We start from the raw sequence: 14,872 nt of genomic DNA, 5'->3' as shown, positions 1-14,872 counted from the left end.
AGGAACTCGAGGTCCTCGGCACGGTCCGCACCGCGGCCCCGGTAGTTGCACGCGGGGGTGTACATCGTCGTCATCGCCACTCGACCCCCTCGAGGTTCTCGCCGGCCGCGTACCGGGCGGCAATGTCCTCCATGGCGAACCGGGCGGCGGCGTTGGCCTTCATGGCCTCCTGGAGAGCGCCGGCGAGGCGGCGAGCGCCGAAGCCGTCCAGTTCAAGGCAGTCCGCGACGAAGTAGGTGAAGCCGTCTTCCGGGTCCCAGAGGGTCACCACGGGCCCGTGGGCGGGCAGCTGGAAGCTCAGCAGAGAACCATCGCTCTCGTCGCGCTCGGGGGCCGTGAGGCTGTGCAGGCCGAGGGATTCAGGCCGGCCGACGATGGCGGCGGCCAGGCCCTCGGCGATGAGCGCGGCCGTGGTGCGGGCCGTGTGCAGCGCTCGCATGATGTTGCCGAGGAGTGCCTCGGCCTCGGTGGTCGTGAGCTCAACGGGACCGCCCTCGATGCAGTAGCGGAAGCCCTCATCGTGGGCCCATGTCGAGGACACGGAGCCGTGCGCGGCCGCGTGGAAGTAGGCCGGCGATGCGTCGGGGCCGGCGTCCGGGTCCAGGACGGGGGTCCAGGCCGCCGGGACGAAGAACTTGCGGGCCGGGCGGGTGTCGGGGGCGGGGGTATTCTCGGACATGACTTGGCAGCCTTCCTGAGCGAATCGGGGGTGTCGCTGGGTCACGACTGCGGCTCGGACGTTCTCTTGGCAGGGGATTCCGGGCCGTTCGTCGTATCGGGGGTGAGGTAGGACGGCGAGGGCGCTCACGCTGCGGCGCCTCCCTCCGCTGTTCCCTGAACGGTCTGCGCGGCGATCCAGTCGTTCACGTCGCTGGCGCGGTACAGGACCTTCCGTCCGACCTTCACGAACTTGGGGCCCTTCCCGCGGTAGCGCCACTGGGCGAGTGTCGCCGGGGCCGAGTGCAGGTGCTTGGCCAGCTCTGCGGGGGTGAGGAGCTGACTGGTGTCGTTGAGCATCATTCCTCCTGTTGCCTGTTTCGGGACTTGTGTCCCTTGTTCTGCGAAGATAACTGTGCATCTTTGTTGTTGTCAATAAGGCATGTACCGTTGCTTATATGGGATCGAAACAGGACGGTCAGCGTCAGCGGGGGAACCCAATGGGGTCCACGGCCGCGAACGTGGCAACAAACCTCCGGGCCCTGCGCGGGTCGATGCCGCTGCGAACGCTGTCTGCGCAGTTGGATGCGCTCGGACATCCGATGTCAGCGAGCGCCCTGCAACGAATCGAGTCAGGGGAGCGGCGCGTCGACGTTGATGACCTCTCCGCGCTCGCCGTCGTTCTCGGCGTGCATCCCAATCGACTCCTGTTACCTCCGGATGAACGCGAGGGCCGGCTGACAGGTACGGAGGAGGCGCCGCTCGAGGTCCTCGGCGCTTGGCTCAACGGATTGGAGCCGTTGCCCGAGCAGCGGCAGGTGCTGCTTGAGCGGGCAGCGTCGATGGGCGAGGCGCCGTTGTCCTTGGTGCGGTCTCAGGCCGATCCGGGCCGGACCAAGACGCCGGAAGAGGTTGATGACTACGTAGCTCGCTTGGTGTTCAGGGACGAAGTCGGTTCCTGGGGGCCTCTGAGCACCTTCCACGATGTGCTGCGACAGGCAGACGGCCCGGTGTACGTCTGTGATGCGACTGGTGAAACCGTGATGAAGGAGCCCCTCGAAGCGCCTGAGCCCTTCTGGGCGCCGGACGTCGACGCGGATGAGGACCCGAACCTGTGGCGGGGCCATGTGGTGCGGGAGATTAAGCGGCTGATGGAGTCGGTGCAGCACTTGCAGGGAGTGGTCGAACGAGGGGGGATCGATGGCCTCAATTGAGTCGTATGAGACGAAGGCCGGCCGACGCTACCGTGTCCGCTTCCGCAAGCCGGATCACTCGGAAGGGTCGAAGCGAGGCTTCAAGACGCGACGGGACGCCCAGGCCTACGCGTCTGCTCTTGAGACGTCGAAGAATCGGGGCGAGTACGTCGATGCGAGCGCCGGTCGGGTCACGGTAGGGGAGCTGGGGCCGGAGTGGGTGGAGCGCAAGCGCGTGCTGAAGCCGTCATCGTTCCGCCCGCTGGAGGCGGCCTGGCGCAACCATGTGGAGCCGGAGTGGGGGCGGCGGCCGGTGGCGTCGATCCGCACCACAGAGGTGCAGGCATGGGTCACGAGACTGTCCACGGGAGATGAGCGCGCGGTGCCCCCGTTGAGGCCGAAGTCGGCCACGACGGTCGTGCGCGCTTACGGGGTGCTGGCCGGCATCCTTGATGACGCGGTGAAGGATCGCCGGCTGTCGGTGAATCCGGCCCGCGGGGTATCCGATCTGCCGCGGAAGCGGCGCAAGCCGCACGTCTACCTCTCGCACGAGCTCGTGCACGCGGTGGCCGATGCGTCGAAGCATCCGGCGCTGGTGCTCGTGCTGGCCTACTGCGGGCTGCGCTGGGGCGAGGCCGTGGCGCTGCGGGTGGGTGACGTAGACATGCTGGCGCGGCGCCTCCATGTGCACCGCAACGCCGTGGAGCTCGGCGGGCGCATCCATGAGGGCACCCCCAAGGGACACAAGGCCCGCTCGGTGCCGTTCCCACGGTTCCTCGGGGAGCTGCTCAGGGATCAGGTGGCGGGGAAGGGCCCGGACGATCTGCTGTTCCCGGGTCCCGACGGTGCGCACATGCGCTCAGCGCGGGTGCATAAGGACAATCACAGCTGGTTCGCGGCCGCGCTCGAGGCCGCCGGTGCCCCGCGGATCACGCCGCACGATCTGCGGCACACGGCCGCGGCCTTCGCTGTGTCGGCCGGCGCGAACGTGAAGGCAGTGCAGCGGATGCTCGGGCACTCCTCGGCGGCGATGACCCTGGACGTCTACGCGGACCTGTTCGATGAGGACCTGAACGCTGTTGCGGACGCTCTGGATCACGCAGTGTCTGGTGCCGTTGTGTCCAGAATGCGTCCACGAGACGCCCGTCAGGCATGAGAAAGGCCCGCTATCCCCTGTCTGACAAGGGATAACGGGCCTTCCCGACTGGCGGTGACGGAGGGATTTGAACCCTCGTTGGCTTTCACACCAAACATCATTTCGAGTGATGCACCTTCGGCCGCTCGGACACGTCACCAGCTCGCAGTACTGTACCGGCCGGAGCGCTCAAGCGCCAAAACCCGGGGGCGGGCCGGGGGAGCAGCGCGGCGGGGCGCCGTCGTCGTCCCCCGGTCCTGCCCCGGGGGCGCGCGGGGACCGGCGGTGGCCCGCGAAGAAGTCCAGGAGCAGGCGGGCGCACTCCTCCCCGAGGATCCCGCCGGTGACCTCCACCCAGTGGTTGAGCCGGCGCTCGCGCAGGACGTCGAGCACGGAGCCGGCCGCCCCGGCCTTCTCGTCCCATGCGCCGAGCACCACCCGCGGCACCCGGGCCAGCACGATCGCCCCGGCGCACATCGCGCAGGGCTCGAGCGTCACCACGAGGGTGCAGCCGTCCAGCCGCCACGACCCCAGGGTGCGCGCGGCCTCGCGCAGGGCCAGCACCTCGGCGTGGGCGGTGGGGTCGGCGTCGGCCTCGCGGCGGTTGCGCCCGCGCCCGAGCACCGTGCCGTCCGGGCCGACGACGACGGCGCCGATCGGCACGTCCCCGGTGGCGGGGGCCGCCGCGGCCTCGTCGAGGGCCAGGCGCATCCACCGCTCGGCGCGGACCTGGTCCCGGGTGCGCGGGGGCAGGGCCACGGGGCGCTCCTTCCGGTCGGCGGGGCGGGCTCGGGACCCGCGTGCGGGCGCCGGATCCGGGGCCCCGGTCCGTCGGGGACCGCGGGACCCCGGTGGTAAATTCTGGCCCATGCGAGTGACCGTTCTCGACCACCCCCTGGTGGCCCACAAACTGACCGTGCTCCGGGACAGGAACACCACGTCCCCGGTGTTCCGCCTGCTCGTCGAGGAGCTCGTGACGCTGCTCGCCTACGAGGCCACGCGCGAGGTGCGCGTCGAGCCCGTGGAGATCGACACCCCCGTCACCCGGACCGCCGGGGTGGGGCTGTCCAAGCCCCGGCCCCTGGTCGTGCCCATCCTGCGCGCGGGTCTGGGCATGCTCGAGGGCATGACCCGGCTGATCCCGACCGCGGAGGTGGGCTTCCTCGGGATGGCCCGCCACGAGGACACGCTGGACATCATCACCTACGCCGAGCGCCTGCCCGACGACCTCACCGGGCGCCAGGTCTTCGTGCTCGACCCGATGCTCGCCACCGGCGGCACGCTGCGCGAGGCGATCAAGTTCCTCTACCGCCGCGGCGCGGAGCAGATCACGTGCGTGTGCCTGCTCGCCGCCCCCGAGGGCCTCGCCGCCCTCGAGGAGGAGCTGGGGGACTCGGAGGTGAACATCGTCCTCGCCGCGCGCGACGAGAAGCTCGACGAGAACGCCTACATCGTCCCCGGCCTGGGGGACGCCGGCGACCGTCTCTACGGCGTCGTGGACTGAGCGACCCCGGCCCGGAGCGGGTCGGAGGGCGAGGGCCCGCCGAGCACGACGGTGCTCGGCGGGTCCTCGTCGTCCCGGACAGCAGTCCGGATGCTGAGACAGCGCTGTCTCCCAAACTCCACCCTTGACACGGTGATCAATACGTGCATGACGTCCAATTCGACCGCGCGGACCGACCGTTCTGTTGAATTCTCGGTGAAATGCGGAACACGGCATGAGCAGTGGGCTGACGAAGGAGGTTCATTTTGGCGTTCCGGCCGACGGGGCGTCGCTGTTGTCTCACATCGCGAGATAATGACGAAAATGTTTCTTGCGCGCCCGTCCTGCCTGGTGGAGGATGAAGAACGTGCCACTTGTCAGGAAGCTCGCAGCTTCATCGTGAGCTCCTCGACCACGGATCGGCGGAACCGTGGCGCCGGTGGCACGGTCGCCCTCCGGGGCATCCGGACGGGGCACCCGTCCGCCGATCGACGCAGGAACGAGGGACTGCCAGATGCCAGGTACACCGGGATACGTCCACATCTCCCAGCGCACGCGTGCGGGGGAGGCCCGCGGGGTCCGTCGCCCCCAGCCGGGCCACGACCGCGGGCCGGCGGCGCCGGCCGACTACCGCAGCCTGCGCGGCCCGCTCGGGGCCGTGCCCACCGCCCCCGGCGAGCAGCCGCTGCCCAACCGGCTCCGGCGCGAGGCCCCGCCGCGGCCGCCCGCCCAGGAGCACGAGGCCCGCGGCTTCGTGATCTACGTGGGCCTCGACGAGGAGACCGCCGCCGCCCACGGGACCTCGCTGGTGAAGATGGTGCAGAGCATCCGCGCCTACGCCCAGCAGCTCGTCCCGCAGGCCGACTCCTACGCGGCCGTGGCCCTGGCCCCGGCCGAGACCCCGGGCACCGACCTCGAGGTCGTGCGCAACGCCCTGGGCGACCCGACGACCGGCACGGTCCGGCCCGCGGCCACCGCGGCCCCGGCGCAGGCCTCCGAGACCCGGACCAGCCAGTCCACGGGCGTGCTGATCGACCTCTCCCGCCGCGAGGTGTTCCTGGACGGCAGCGTCCTGAACCTCACGTTCAAGGAGTTCGAGCTGCTGAACTACCTCGTGGAGAACGGCAGCCGCACCGTCGGCCGTCACGAGCTGCTCTCCAGCCTCTGGCGCGACGCCGAGGAGGTGCCCAACGAGCGCACCATCGACGTCCACATCCGCCGGCTGCGCTCCAAGCTCGGGCGCCTGGCCAACACGGTGCGCACCGTCCGAGGCCAGGGCTACCGCTTCTACGAGCACCCCGAGGTCGTCGTCTGGGCGGCCCCGGAGTACTCCATCTGAGTCCGCCCGCTCCCCGTCCGGCTCCGGCCCCGCCCCTGCGGGTCCGGAGCCGTGCCGTGTGCGGGCGCCGTGGCACGATGGGACGATGAGCCGCCACGACGTGAAGAAGCTCGTCCTCATGCGCCACGCCGAGGCGGAGCACCCCCTCGGCACGGCCGACCACGACCGCCCGCTGACCCGCCGCGGGGCCGCCGAGGCCGAGGACGCGGGCCGGCGGCTGCTGGCGGGCGGCCACGCCCCGGACATGATCCTGTGCTCGAGCGCCCTGCGCGCCCGGCAGACCTGCACGTGGGTGTGCAGCGCGCTGGGCGAGGCCGCCCCGACGGCCAAGCTCGAGGAGGGCCTCTACGCGGCGGCCGAGGCCCGGATCCTGGCCGTGGTCAACCACGTCCCGGAGACCGTGGAGGCGCTGCTCGTGATCGGCCACCTGCCCGGCCTGCGGGAGGCTGCGCTGCGCCTGGCCACGCCCGACTCCGACTACGACGCCGTGATGGCCCTCGCCGACGGCTGCCCCACCGGCGCCTACGCCGTGCTGGAGGTCCCCGGCCCGTGGGCCGCACTGGACGGGGCCGACGCCCGCCTGGTGGACTTCTCGGTGCCGGGGCCCGGTCGCCGCTGACGCGGCGCCGCGCCCGGGGCCGCAGATCGCGGCCCCGAGGGCCCGGCACGGACGACGAGCGGACAGGAGCGAGGATGCGGCAGGTGGTGTTCCCCCCGACGGGGCGGCCCGTGGGGGCGATCGGCTACGGGGCCATGGGCCTGAGCTGGGCCTACGACCGGCGGGGCCTGGGGGAGCGGCAGAAGCGGGCGGTGCTCGAGACGGCGGTCGACCTCGGCATGACCGTCGTGGACACCGCCGTCCTCTACGGCGGCGGGGCCAACGAGGAGCTCGTCGGCGCCGCGCTCGCCCACCGGCGCGACGAGATCCTCCTGTGCTCCAAGACCGGCCTGCGGGCCCGGTCCCTGGAGCCCCCGCGCACCGAGCGCTGCGGGCACCCGGACGAGGTGCGCCGCAGCGCGGAGGACAGCCTGCGCCGGCTGCGCACCGACGTGCTCGACCTCTACTACCTCCACCGCGTGGACCCGGAGGTGCCCCTCGAGGAGACCTGGGGCGCACTGGCCGAGCTGGTCGCGGAGGGCAAGGTCCGCCACCTCGGGCTCTCCGAGGTGAGCACCGCCCAGGCCGACCGCGCGCACGCCGTCCACCCCGTCGCGGCGGTCCAGTCCGAGTACTCCCTGTGGACGCGCGACCCGGACGGCTCCGGGGTCACCGCCGACGGCGAGCCCGCCGGGGACGTGATCGGCTGGTGCGCCGAGCACGGCGCCGCGTTCGTGCCCTTCTCCCCGCTGGGCCGCGGCTACCTCGCCGGCACGCTCGGCGGGCGCACCTTCTCCACGGACGACTTCCGCTCCCGCAACCCCCGCTTCGCGCCCGAGGCGATGGCCGCCCAGGAGACGGTGCTCGCCCCGCTCCGGGAGGTCGCCGAGCGCCACGGGACCACACCGGCGGCGGTCGCGATCGCGTGGACCACGGTGGCCGGCGAGCACGTCGTTCCCATCCCGGGCACGAGCGACCTCGGCCACCTGCGCGAGGACGCGGCCGCGGCGGAGCTGCGGCTCACGGCCGAGGACCTCGCGGTGCTCGACCGCGTGGCGGCCCCCGCCCCGCGGTACTGACACAGGGTGGGACCAGGCCTGCCGGGCGGGAGGTGCCGCCCGGCAGGCGGCTCAGCACTCGACGACGTTGACGGCCAGCCCGCCGAGCGCGGTCTCCTTGTACTTGTGGCTCATGTCCTTGCCGGTCTCGCGCATGGTGACGATGACCTCGTCGAGGCTGACCCGGTGGGTGCCGTCGCCCCACAGCGCCATCTTCGCGGCGTTGATGGCCTTGGCGGCGGCGATCGCGTTGCGCTCGATGCAGGGCACCTGCACGAGCCCGCCGATGGGGTCGCAGGTCAGGCCGAGGTTGTGCTCCATGGCGATCTCCGCGGCGTTCTCCACCTGCTCCGGGGTCCCGCCGAGGACCTCGGCCAGACCGCCGGCGGCCATCGAGGAGGCGGAGCCGACCTCGCCCTGGCAGCCGACCTCGGCCCCGGAGATGGAGGCCTGCTCCTTGTACAGGACGCCCACGGCGCCGGCGGCCAGCAGGAAGCGGACCACGACGGACTCGCGGACCCGCCGCAGCTCCTCGGCGTCCCCGCCGGCCATCGCCCGCCGGACCTCGGGGACGTAGTGGGTGGCGTAGAACAGCACGGCGGGGATGATCCCGGCCGCCCCGTTGGTCGGGGCGGTGACGACCCGCCCGCCGGAGGCGTTCTCCTCGTTGACGGCCAGGGCCACGAGGTTCACCCACTCCTGCCAGTAGGACGGGTCCCGGTCCGGGTCCTCCCGGCGCAGCCGGTCGTGCCAGGCCGGGGCCCGGCGGGCGACCTTGAGCCCGCCCGGCAGGGTGCCGGTGCGGCGCAGGCTGGAGTCCTTGCACTGCTCCATGACGTCCCAGATGTGCAGCAGCCCCGCCCGGATCTCCTCCTCGGTGCGCCAGGTGCGCTCGTCGGCCAGCATCACGTCGCTGATGGACAGGCCCGTGGCCCGGCAGTGCGCCAGCAGCTCCCGCGCGGTGCGGAACGGGTGCGGGACCTGCTTGCTGGCCTCGTCGAGCTCGGCCGCCGCCGCGTCCTCCTCGCCCTCCTGGACGATGAACCCGCCGCCGACCGAGAACCAGGTCTCGTCGGCCAGCACGGCCCCGTCCGCGTCGAGGGCCTGGAAGCGCATGCCGTTGGTGTGCCGCTCGAGCACGGTCAGCGGGTGCTGGACCATGTCCTCCACGGCGTACGGGAGGTCCTTGCGCCGGCCGAGGGCGGCGCACAGCCGCAGGGTGCCGCCGGCGGCGATGTCCGCCAGGCGCTCCTCGACCTGGTCGGGCAGGACGGTCTCGGGGTCGTAGCCCTCGAGACCGAGGAGGATGGCGGTGAACGTGCCGTGCCCGCGGCCGGTGGCGGCCAGGGAGCCGTAGACGTCCACGCGCAGGCCGGCGGTCCGCTCGTGGAGCTCCTGCTCGACGAGGGTCTGCGCGAAGCGTCGGGCGGCGCGCATGGGGCCGACGGTGTGGGAGCTCGAGGGGCCGATGCCCACGGAGAAGAGGTCGAAGACGCTGATGGCCATGATGTGCTCCAGACGAGAGGGGTGCGGGGCGGCGCCGGGTGCGGAGGGGGTCTCCCTCCGCACCCGGCGCCGCCCGGTGGGGAACCGGTGGCCCGGTCCTCAGCGGCCCGCGGTCAGCGGGGCCAGGCCGGGGTAGAGCGGGTGCGCCGAGGCCAGCGCCCGGACGCGGGACTCGAGGGCGGCCAGCACCGCTGGGTCCACGCCCCCGGCGCCCGCGCGGGCGCCGGCCACGAGGGTCTCGGCGATGATATCGGCCACCTCGGTGAAGGCCTCCGTCCCGAAGCCGCGGGTGGCCAGGGCCGGGGTGCCGATGCGCAGCCCGGAGGTGACCATCGGCGGGCGGGGGTCGAAGGGCACCGCGTTGCGGTTGACCGTGATGTCGACCCGGGCGAGGAGGTCCTCGGCCTGCTTGCCGTCCAGCTCGGAGTCGCGCAGGTCCACGAGGACCAGGTGCACGTCGGTGCCGCCGCTGACCACGGAGATCCCGGCCTCGGCGACGTCCGGGGCGAGCAGGCGCTCGGCGAGCAGGCGGGCGCCCTCGAGGGTGCGCCGCTGGCGGTCGCGGAACTCCTCCCCGGCGGCGATGCCGAAGGCGACCGCTTTGCCCGCGATCACGTGCTCCAGGGGGCCGCCCTGCTGGCCGGGGAAGACCGCCGAGTTGATCTTCTTGGCGACCTCGGCCTCGTTCGACAGGATGATCCCGCCCCGGGGGCCGGCCAGGGTCTTGTGCGTGGTCGAGGTGACCACGTGGGCGTGGGGCACGGGGCTGGGGTGCAGCCCGGCGGCGACGAGCCCGGCGAAGTGGGCCATGTCGACCATGAGCCAGGCGCCCACCTCGTCGGCGATGCGGCGGAATGCGGCGAAGTCCAGCTGGCGCGGGTACGCCGACCAGCCGGCGACGATGAGCCGGGGGCGGTGCTCCCGGGCCAGGCGGGCGACCTCGTCCATGTCCACCGTGCAGGTGGCCTCGTCCACGCCGTAGGGCACGACCTGGTAGAGCCTGCCGGAGAAGTTCAGCTTCATCCCGTGGGTCAGGTGCCCGCCGTGGGCGAGGTCGAGCCCGAGGACGGTGTCCCCGGGGGTGAGCAGCGCGTGCATCACCGCGGCGTTGGCCTGGGCCCCGGAGTGAGGCTGGACGTTGGCGAAGGCGGCGCCGAACAGGTCCTTGACCCGGTCGACGGCCAGCTGCTCGATCACGTCGACGTGCTCGCAGCCGCCGTAGTAGCGGCGGCCGGGGTAGCCCTCGGCGTACTTGTTGGTCAGCACGGAGCCCTGGGCCTGCATCACGGCGCGGGCGGTGTGGTTCTCCGAGGCGATCATCTCCAGCCCGTCCTGCTGGCGGCGCAGCTCGGCGTCGATGCGCTCGGCGACCTCGGGGTCGAGCAGGGCGAGGTCCTGGTCGAGGGCGGAGGTCAGGGCGGTGGCGTCCGCGCTCATCCGAGCTCACCCCCGTTGGCGTCGGCGTACTCCTGGGCGGAGAGCAGCGGACCCTCCTCGGAGACCTCGACGGTGAACAGCCAGCCGGCGCCGTAGGGGTCCTCGTTGAGGACGGCGGGGTTGTCCACGGCCTCGGCGTTGACCTCGACCACGGTGCCCGTGACGGGGGAGAACAGCTCGGAGACGGACTTGGTGGACTCGACCTCGCCGCAGACCTCGCCCGCGGTGACGGTGGAGCCGGCCTCGGGCAGGTCGAGGTAGACGACATCGCCCAGGGCGTCGACGGCGACCTGACTGATGCCGATGCGGGCGGGGGAGGCGGAGTCGATCCACTCGTGCTCCGCGGAGTAGCGCAGGTCGGGCAGGACGGTGCTCATGGTGGGGTCCTTTCGGTCAGGGCTCGGGGTCTACTTCTGGCGCCGGTAGAACGGCAGGGGGACGACGTCGAAGGTCTCGGGCTTGCCCCGCAGGTCCACCTCGAGGACGGTGCCGGGCTCGGCGAACGCGGTCTCCACGTAGGCGAGGGCGACGGGGTGGCCGAGGGTGGGGCTCGGCGCCCCGGAGGTGACCTCCCCGACGCGGCGGCCCTCGGCGAGCACGGGGTAGTGGCTGCGGGCGGAGCGCCGGCCGCGGCCGCGCAGGCCGACCAGGGTGCGGGCGACGCCCTCGTCGCGGCGGGCCTCGAGGGCGGCGCGGCCGACGAAGTCCTCCTCCTTCTTGAAGGACACGACGGGGCCCAGGCCCGCCTCGAAGGGCGTGACCTCGAGGCCGAGCTCCTGGCCGTAGAGCGGCATGCCGGCCTCGAGCCGGAGGGAGTCGCGGCTGGCCAGCCCGCAGGGGACGAGCCCGTGCTCCCGGCCGGCCGCCAGCAGGGCGTCCCACAGCGGAACGGCCTGCGCGTTCGGGACGTAGAGCTCGAAGCCGTCCTCGCCGGTGTAGCCGGTGCGGGCCAGCAGCACGGGGGTCCCGGCGACCGTGACAGTCCCGGCGGCGTAGTACTTCATCCCGGTCACGGCCTCGTGCTGCCCGTCCGGGACCAGGCCCAGCAGGATCGCCTCGGCGGCCGGGCCCTGGACCGCGACCAGGGAGGTCCCGGCGGACTCGTCGGCGACGACGACGTCGAAGCCGGCCGCCCGCTCCCGGAGGGCGGCGGCGACCGTGGCCGCGTTGCCGGCGTTGGGCACGACGAGGAACTCGTCCTCGGCGAGCCGGTAGGTGATCAGGTCGTCGACGATCCCGCCCTCGGGGGTGCACAGGAGGGAGTACTTGGCCCGGCCCACGGCGATCACGGCGAGGTTGCCGACGAGCGCGGTGTTCAGGAACGTGCCCGCGTCGGGGCCGGAGACCCGGACCTCGCCCATGTGGGAGAGGTCGAAGAGCCCGGCCGCCTCGCGCACCGCGCGGTGCTCGGTGAGCTCGGAGGTGTACTTCAGGGGCATGTCCCAGCCGCCGAAGTCGGTGAAGGACGCGCCGAGGGCGGCGTGCCGGTCGTGCAGGGCGGTGTGCCGGGAGGTGGTGCTGGCAGTCATGGTCTCGGTGCCTTTCGTGGCTGCGCCGGGTCAGTTCTCGAAGGCCTCGGGGGCCGGGCAGGAGCAGATCAGGGTCCGGTCCCCGGCCGCGCCGTCGATGCGGCCCACGGGCGGGAAGTACTTGTCCTGCCGCAGTGAGGGGACGGGGAAGGCCGCCTGCTCGCGGGAGTAGGGCCGGTCCCACTGCGTGCCGGCGACGGCGACGGCGGTGTGCGGGGCCCGGCGCAGCGGCGAGTCCTCCACCGGGAAGTCCCCGGCGACGACCTGGTCGATCTCGGCGCGGATCGCGATCATCGCCTCGACGAACCGGTCCAGCTCCGCGAGGTCCTCGGACTCGGTCGGCTCGACCATCAGGGTGCCCGCCACCGGGAAGGACAGCGTGGGGGCGTGGAAGCCGTAGTCGATCAGGCGCTTGGCGACGTCCTCGGCGGTGACCCCGCTGCGGGCCGTCAGCTCGCGCAGGTCGAGGATGCACTCGTGGGCCACGAGCCCGCGGTTGCCGGTGTAGAGCACCGGGAAGTGCTCGTCCAGCCGCGCCGCGACGTAGTTGGCGGAGAGCAGGGCGTGCTTCGTGGCCTCGGTCAGGCCCTCACCACCCATCATCGCGACATAGGCCCACGAGATGGGCAGCACCCCGGCCGAGCCGTAGGGGGCCGAGGTGACGGGCGTGCCCGTGCGGCCGTTGGACTCGCCCGCGGCGGCCCCGGGCAGGAACGGCACGAGGTGCTCGGCCACGGCCACGGGTCCGACGCCGGGCCCGCCGCCGCCGTGGGGGATGCAGAAGGTCTTGTGCAGGTTCAGGTGCGAGACGTCCCCGCCGAAGCGCCCGGGCTGGGCCAGGCCGACCAGGGCGTTGAGGTTCGCCCCGTCGATGTAGACCTGCCCGCCGGCGGCGTGGACCTTGTCGCAGACCTCGCGCACGTCGGCGTCGTAGACCCCGTGCGTGGAGGGGTAGGTGATCATGATGGCCGCCAGCCGGTCCCGGTGGGTCTCGAGCTTCGCGTCCAGGTCGGCGGCGTCGATGGTGCCGTCGGCGGCCGTCTTCACCACGACGACCTGCAGTCCGGCGAGCACGGCCGAGGCGGCGTTGGTGCCGTGGGCGGAGGCGGGGATGAGGCACACGGTCCGCTCGCCGGCGCCGTTGGCCAGGTGGTACTGGCGGATCGCCAGCAGCCCCGCGTACTCGCCCTGCGAGCCGGCGTTCGGGGCGATGGACACCCCGGCGTAGCCGGTGATCGCGCACAGGCGCGCCTCGAGGTCGTCGATGAGCTCCCGCCACCCCGCGGTCTGGTGGCCCGGGGCGAACGGGTGGATCCCGGCGAACTCCGGCCAGGAGATCGCCTCCATCTCGGCGGTGGCGTTGAGCTTCATGGTGCACGAGCCCAGCGGGATCATCGTGCGGTCCAGCGCCAGGTCCCGGTCGGAGAGCCGGCGCAGGTAGCGCATCATCTGGGTCTCGGAGCGGACCGTGTGGAAGATCGGGTGCGTCAGGTACTCGGAGCTGCGGGTCACGGCCGGGGACAGGGCGTGGGCGCCGTCCCGGGCCGCCGCCGCGGCGGCGGTCACGGCGGCTTCGGCGTCGCGGATCCCGAAGGCGGTGACCACGGCGACGAGGTGCTCGGTCGTCGTGACCTCGTCGGCCGAGACGCCGACGCTGTCCGCGTCGACGAGGCGCAGGTTCACGCCCAGGGCCTCGGCGGCCTCGACCACGGCCTCGGCGCGGCCGGGCACCCGGGCGCGGACGGTGTCGAAGAACTGCTCGGCGGCGAGCTCGACGCCGGCGCCGGCGAGCGCGCCGGCCAGGGTGCGGGCGTGGGCGTGCACGCGCTCGGCGATGGCGCGCAGCCCGGAGGGGCCGTGGTAGACGGCGTACATGGAGGCCACCACCGCGAGCAGCGCCTGGGCGGTGCAGATGTTGGAGGTCGCCTTCTCCCGGCGGATGTGCTGCTCGCGCGTCTGCAGCGCGAGCCGGTAGGCCTGGGCCCCGGCGTCGTCGGTGGAGACCCCCACGAGACGGCCGGGCAGGGAGCGCTCCAGGCCCTTGCGCACGGCCATGTAGGCGGCGTGCGGGCCGCCGAAGAACAGGGGGACGCCGAAGCGCTGGGTGCTGCCGACGGCGATGTCCGCGCCCTGCTCGCCCGGGGGGACGATCAGGGTCAGGGCGAGGACGTCGGCGGCGACGGTCACCATGGCCCCGCGCTCCTTGGCCGCGGCGACGACCGCGGCGTGGTCGACGACGGCGCCGTCGTCGCCCGGCTGCTGGAGCACGATCCCGGAGATCTCGCCCTCGGGCAGGCCCGCCGAGAGGTCGGCGACCTCGACCTCGAAGCCGAGCGCGCGGGCCCGGCCCTGCACCACGGCGAGGGTCTGCGGGAAGAGGTTGGCGTCGAGGACGGTGCGGGCCTCGGCGCGGGCCTTGTTGGTCCGGCGCATCAGCAGCACCGCCTCCGCCACGGCGGAGGCCTCGTCGAGCAGGGAGGCGTTGGCCACGGGCAGCCCGGTCAGGTCCGCGATCATCGTCTGGTAGTTCAGCAGCGCCTCCAGCCGGCCCTGCGAGATCTCGGGCTGGTAGGGGGTGTAGGCGGTGTACCAGGCGGGGTTCTCCAGCACGTTGCGCAGGATCACCGGCGGGGTGAGGGTGCCGGAGAAGCCCTGGCCGATCATCTGCGTGCGCAGGACGTTGCGCGAGGCCATCCGGCGCAGCTCGGCGAGGGCCTCCGCCTCGGAGCGCGGCGCAGGCAGCTCCAGCGGCGCCTGCTGGCGGATGTCCGCGGGCACGGCGGTGTCGACGAGCTCGTCGAGGCCGGTCAGGCCGACGGCCGCGAGCATCGTGGCGGCCGCCCCGGCGTCGGGGCCGATGTGGCGGTCGGCGAAGGCGTCGCCGGCCGGGCGGGTGGTCGTGGGGTGGGGAGCGGTGATCGTCATGTCTCGGGAGAA

General features: G+C 72.9%; 14 protein-coding genes and 1 tRNA gene. 6 read left to right on the top strand and 9 right to left on the bottom strand.

The window, feature by feature from the left end; all coding sequences use genetic code 11:
- Window positions 1-70: 70 nt before the first annotated feature.
- Both AS188_RS00420 and AS188_RS00415 read right to left on the bottom strand, forming a co-directional pair.
- Window positions 71-679 (bottom strand): hypothetical protein, encoded by a 609-nt coding sequence (locus AS188_RS00420; protein ID WP_058857177.1) that lies wholly within the window; start codon window positions 677-679, stop codon window positions 71-73.
- A gap of 125 nt (window positions 680-804) precedes the next feature.
- Window positions 805-1,020 (bottom strand): helix-turn-helix transcriptional regulator, encoded by a 216-nt coding sequence (locus AS188_RS00415; RefSeq protein WP_236945016.1) that lies wholly within the window; start codon window positions 1,018-1,020, stop codon window positions 805-807.
- Window positions 1,021-1,115: 95 nt separating this feature from the next.
- On the opposite strand from AS188_RS00415, the gene AS188_RS16280 reads away from it, so the two are divergent.
- Window positions 1,116-1,871, top strand: coding sequence for a helix-turn-helix domain-containing protein (locus AS188_RS16280; RefSeq protein ID WP_211268307.1), 756 nt, complete (start codon window positions 1,116-1,118; stop codon window positions 1,869-1,871).
- Window positions 1,858-3,006, top strand: a complete 1,149-nt coding sequence (locus AS188_RS00405; RefSeq protein WP_058857176.1) for a tyrosine-type recombinase/integrase — start codon at window positions 1,858-1,860, stop codon at window positions 3,004-3,006. The genes AS188_RS16280 and AS188_RS00405 overlap by 14 nt, the downstream gene beginning before the upstream one ends.
- A 49-nt stretch (window positions 3,007-3,055) precedes the next feature.
- Here AS188_RS00405 and AS188_RS00400 read toward each other — a convergent pair.
- Both AS188_RS00400 and tadA read right to left on the bottom strand, forming a co-directional pair.
- Window positions 3,056-3,145: transfer RNA gene (locus AS188_RS00400), tRNA-Ser, on the bottom strand.
- A 29-nt stretch (window positions 3,146-3,174) separates the two neighbouring features.
- The gene (tadA, locus tag AS188_RS00395) at window positions 3,175-3,744 is read right to left on the bottom strand and encodes a tRNA adenosine(34) deaminase TadA (RefSeq protein WP_373865634.1); all 570 of its coding nucleotides are present in this window, start codon (window positions 3,742-3,744) and stop codon (window positions 3,175-3,177) included.
- A 109-nt stretch (window positions 3,745-3,853) separates the two neighbouring features.
- Here tadA and upp point away from each other — a divergent pair, with 109 nt between their 5' ends.
- The 4 genes from upp to AS188_RS00375 all read left to right on the top strand — a co-directional run bounded on the left by upp (window position 3,854) and on the right by AS188_RS00375 (window position 7,484).
- Window positions 3,854-4,489 (top strand): uracil phosphoribosyltransferase, encoded by a 636-nt coding sequence (upp, locus tag AS188_RS00390; protein WP_058857175.1) that lies wholly within the window; start codon window positions 3,854-3,856, stop codon window positions 4,487-4,489.
- Between the two features lie 493 nt (window positions 4,490-4,982).
- On the top strand, window positions 4,983-5,807 hold the full coding sequence (locus tag AS188_RS00385; RefSeq protein ID WP_058857174.1) for a winged helix-turn-helix domain-containing protein: 825 nt from the start codon (window positions 4,983-4,985) through the stop codon (window positions 5,805-5,807).
- A gap of 85 nt (window positions 5,808-5,892) precedes the next feature.
- Complete coding sequence (locus tag AS188_RS00380; protein WP_058857173.1) at window positions 5,893-6,426, top strand: SixA phosphatase family protein; 534 nt, start codon at window positions 5,893-5,895, stop codon at window positions 6,424-6,426.
- Between the two features lie 74 nt (window positions 6,427-6,500).
- On the top strand, window positions 6,501-7,484 hold the full coding sequence (locus AS188_RS00375) for an aldo/keto reductase (protein ID WP_058857172.1): 984 nt from the start codon (window positions 6,501-6,503) through the stop codon (window positions 7,482-7,484).
- Window positions 7,485-7,535: 51 nt separating this feature from the next.
- On the opposite strand, the gene AS188_RS00370 is transcribed toward AS188_RS00375, so the two are convergent.
- The 5 genes from AS188_RS00370 to gcvP all read right to left on the bottom strand — a co-directional run bounded on the left by AS188_RS00370 (window position 7,536) and on the right by gcvP (window position 14,860).
- Window positions 7,536-8,969 carry an L-serine ammonia-lyase gene (locus tag AS188_RS00370; RefSeq protein ID WP_058857171.1) on the bottom strand — a complete coding sequence of 478 codons (1,434 nt, stop codon included), beginning with the start codon at window positions 8,967-8,969 and terminating at the stop codon, window positions 7,536-7,538.
- Window positions 8,970-9,068: 99 nt separating this feature from the next.
- On the bottom strand, window positions 9,069-10,406 hold the full coding sequence (glyA, locus tag AS188_RS00365) for a serine hydroxymethyltransferase (RefSeq protein WP_058857170.1): 1,338 nt from the start codon (window positions 10,404-10,406) through the stop codon (window positions 9,069-9,071).
- A complete protein-coding gene (gene gcvH / locus AS188_RS00360; protein WP_058857169.1) occupies window positions 10,403-10,783 on the bottom strand; it encodes a glycine cleavage system protein GcvH in 381 nt (126 codons plus the stop codon). Before gcvH ends, glyA begins: the two co-directional genes overlap by 4 nt.
- Before the next feature lie 30 nt (window positions 10,784-10,813).
- Window positions 10,814-11,935 (bottom strand): glycine cleavage system aminomethyltransferase GcvT, encoded by a 1,122-nt coding sequence (gene gcvT, locus AS188_RS00355; protein ID WP_058857168.1) that lies wholly within the window; start codon window positions 11,933-11,935, stop codon window positions 10,814-10,816.
- 30 nt (window positions 11,936-11,965) lie between these two features.
- Window positions 11,966-14,860, bottom strand: a complete 2,895-nt coding sequence (gene gcvP, locus AS188_RS00350; RefSeq protein ID WP_058857167.1) for an aminomethyl-transferring glycine dehydrogenase — start codon at window positions 14,858-14,860, stop codon at window positions 11,966-11,968.
- Window positions 14,861-14,872: the final 12 nt, after the last annotated feature.

The organism is Kocuria flava, assembly GCF_001482365.1.
Taxonomy (GTDB): domain Bacteria; phylum Actinomycetota; class Actinomycetes; order Actinomycetales; family Micrococcaceae; genus Kocuria; species Kocuria flava.
The sequence above is the reverse complement of the archived record's forward strand: the minus strand, read 5'-3'. Positions and strand labels throughout refer to the sequence as shown.

Excerpts from the sequence above, each read along its gene's own strand:
- AS188_RS00420 (WP_058857177.1), bottom strand. The coding sequence starts at position 679 with ATGTCCGAGAATACCCCCGCCCCCGACACCCGCCCGGCCCGCAAGTTC.
- AS188_RS00415 (WP_236945016.1), bottom strand. The coding sequence starts at position 1,020 with ATGATGCTCAACGACACCAGTCAGCTCCTCACCCCCGCAGAGCTGGCC.
- AS188_RS16280 (WP_211268307.1), top strand. The coding sequence starts at position 1,116 with ATGGGATCGAAACAGGACGGTCAGCGTCAGCGGGGGAACCCAATGGGG.
- AS188_RS00405 (WP_058857176.1), top strand. The coding sequence starts at position 1,858 with ATGGCCTCAATTGAGTCGTATGAGACGAAGGCCGGCCGACGCTACCGT.
- upp (WP_058857175.1), top strand. The coding sequence starts at position 3,854 with ATGCGAGTGACCGTTCTCGACCACCCCCTGGTGGCCCACAAACTGACC.
- AS188_RS00385 (WP_058857174.1), top strand. The coding sequence starts at position 4,983 with ATGCCAGGTACACCGGGATACGTCCACATCTCCCAGCGCACGCGTGCG.
- AS188_RS00380 (WP_058857173.1), top strand. The coding sequence starts at position 5,893 with ATGAGCCGCCACGACGTGAAGAAGCTCGTCCTCATGCGCCACGCCGAG.
- AS188_RS00375 (WP_058857172.1), top strand. The coding sequence starts at position 6,501 with ATGCGGCAGGTGGTGTTCCCCCCGACGGGGCGGCCCGTGGGGGCGATC.
- AS188_RS00370 (WP_058857171.1), bottom strand. The coding sequence starts at position 8,969 with ATGGCCATCAGCGTCTTCGACCTCTTCTCCGTGGGCATCGGCCCCTCG.
- glyA (WP_058857170.1), bottom strand. The coding sequence starts at position 10,406 with ATGAGCGCGGACGCCACCGCCCTGACCTCCGCCCTCGACCAGGACCTC.
- gcvH (WP_058857169.1), bottom strand. The coding sequence starts at position 10,783 with ATGAGCACCGTCCTGCCCGACCTGCGCTACTCCGCGGAGCACGAGTGG.
- gcvT (WP_058857168.1), bottom strand. The coding sequence starts at position 11,935 with ATGACTGCCAGCACCACCTCCCGGCACACCGCCCTGCACGACCGGCAC.
- gcvP (WP_058857167.1), bottom strand. The coding sequence starts at position 14,860 with ATGACGATCACCGCTCCCCACCCCACGACCACCCGCCCGGCCGGCGAC.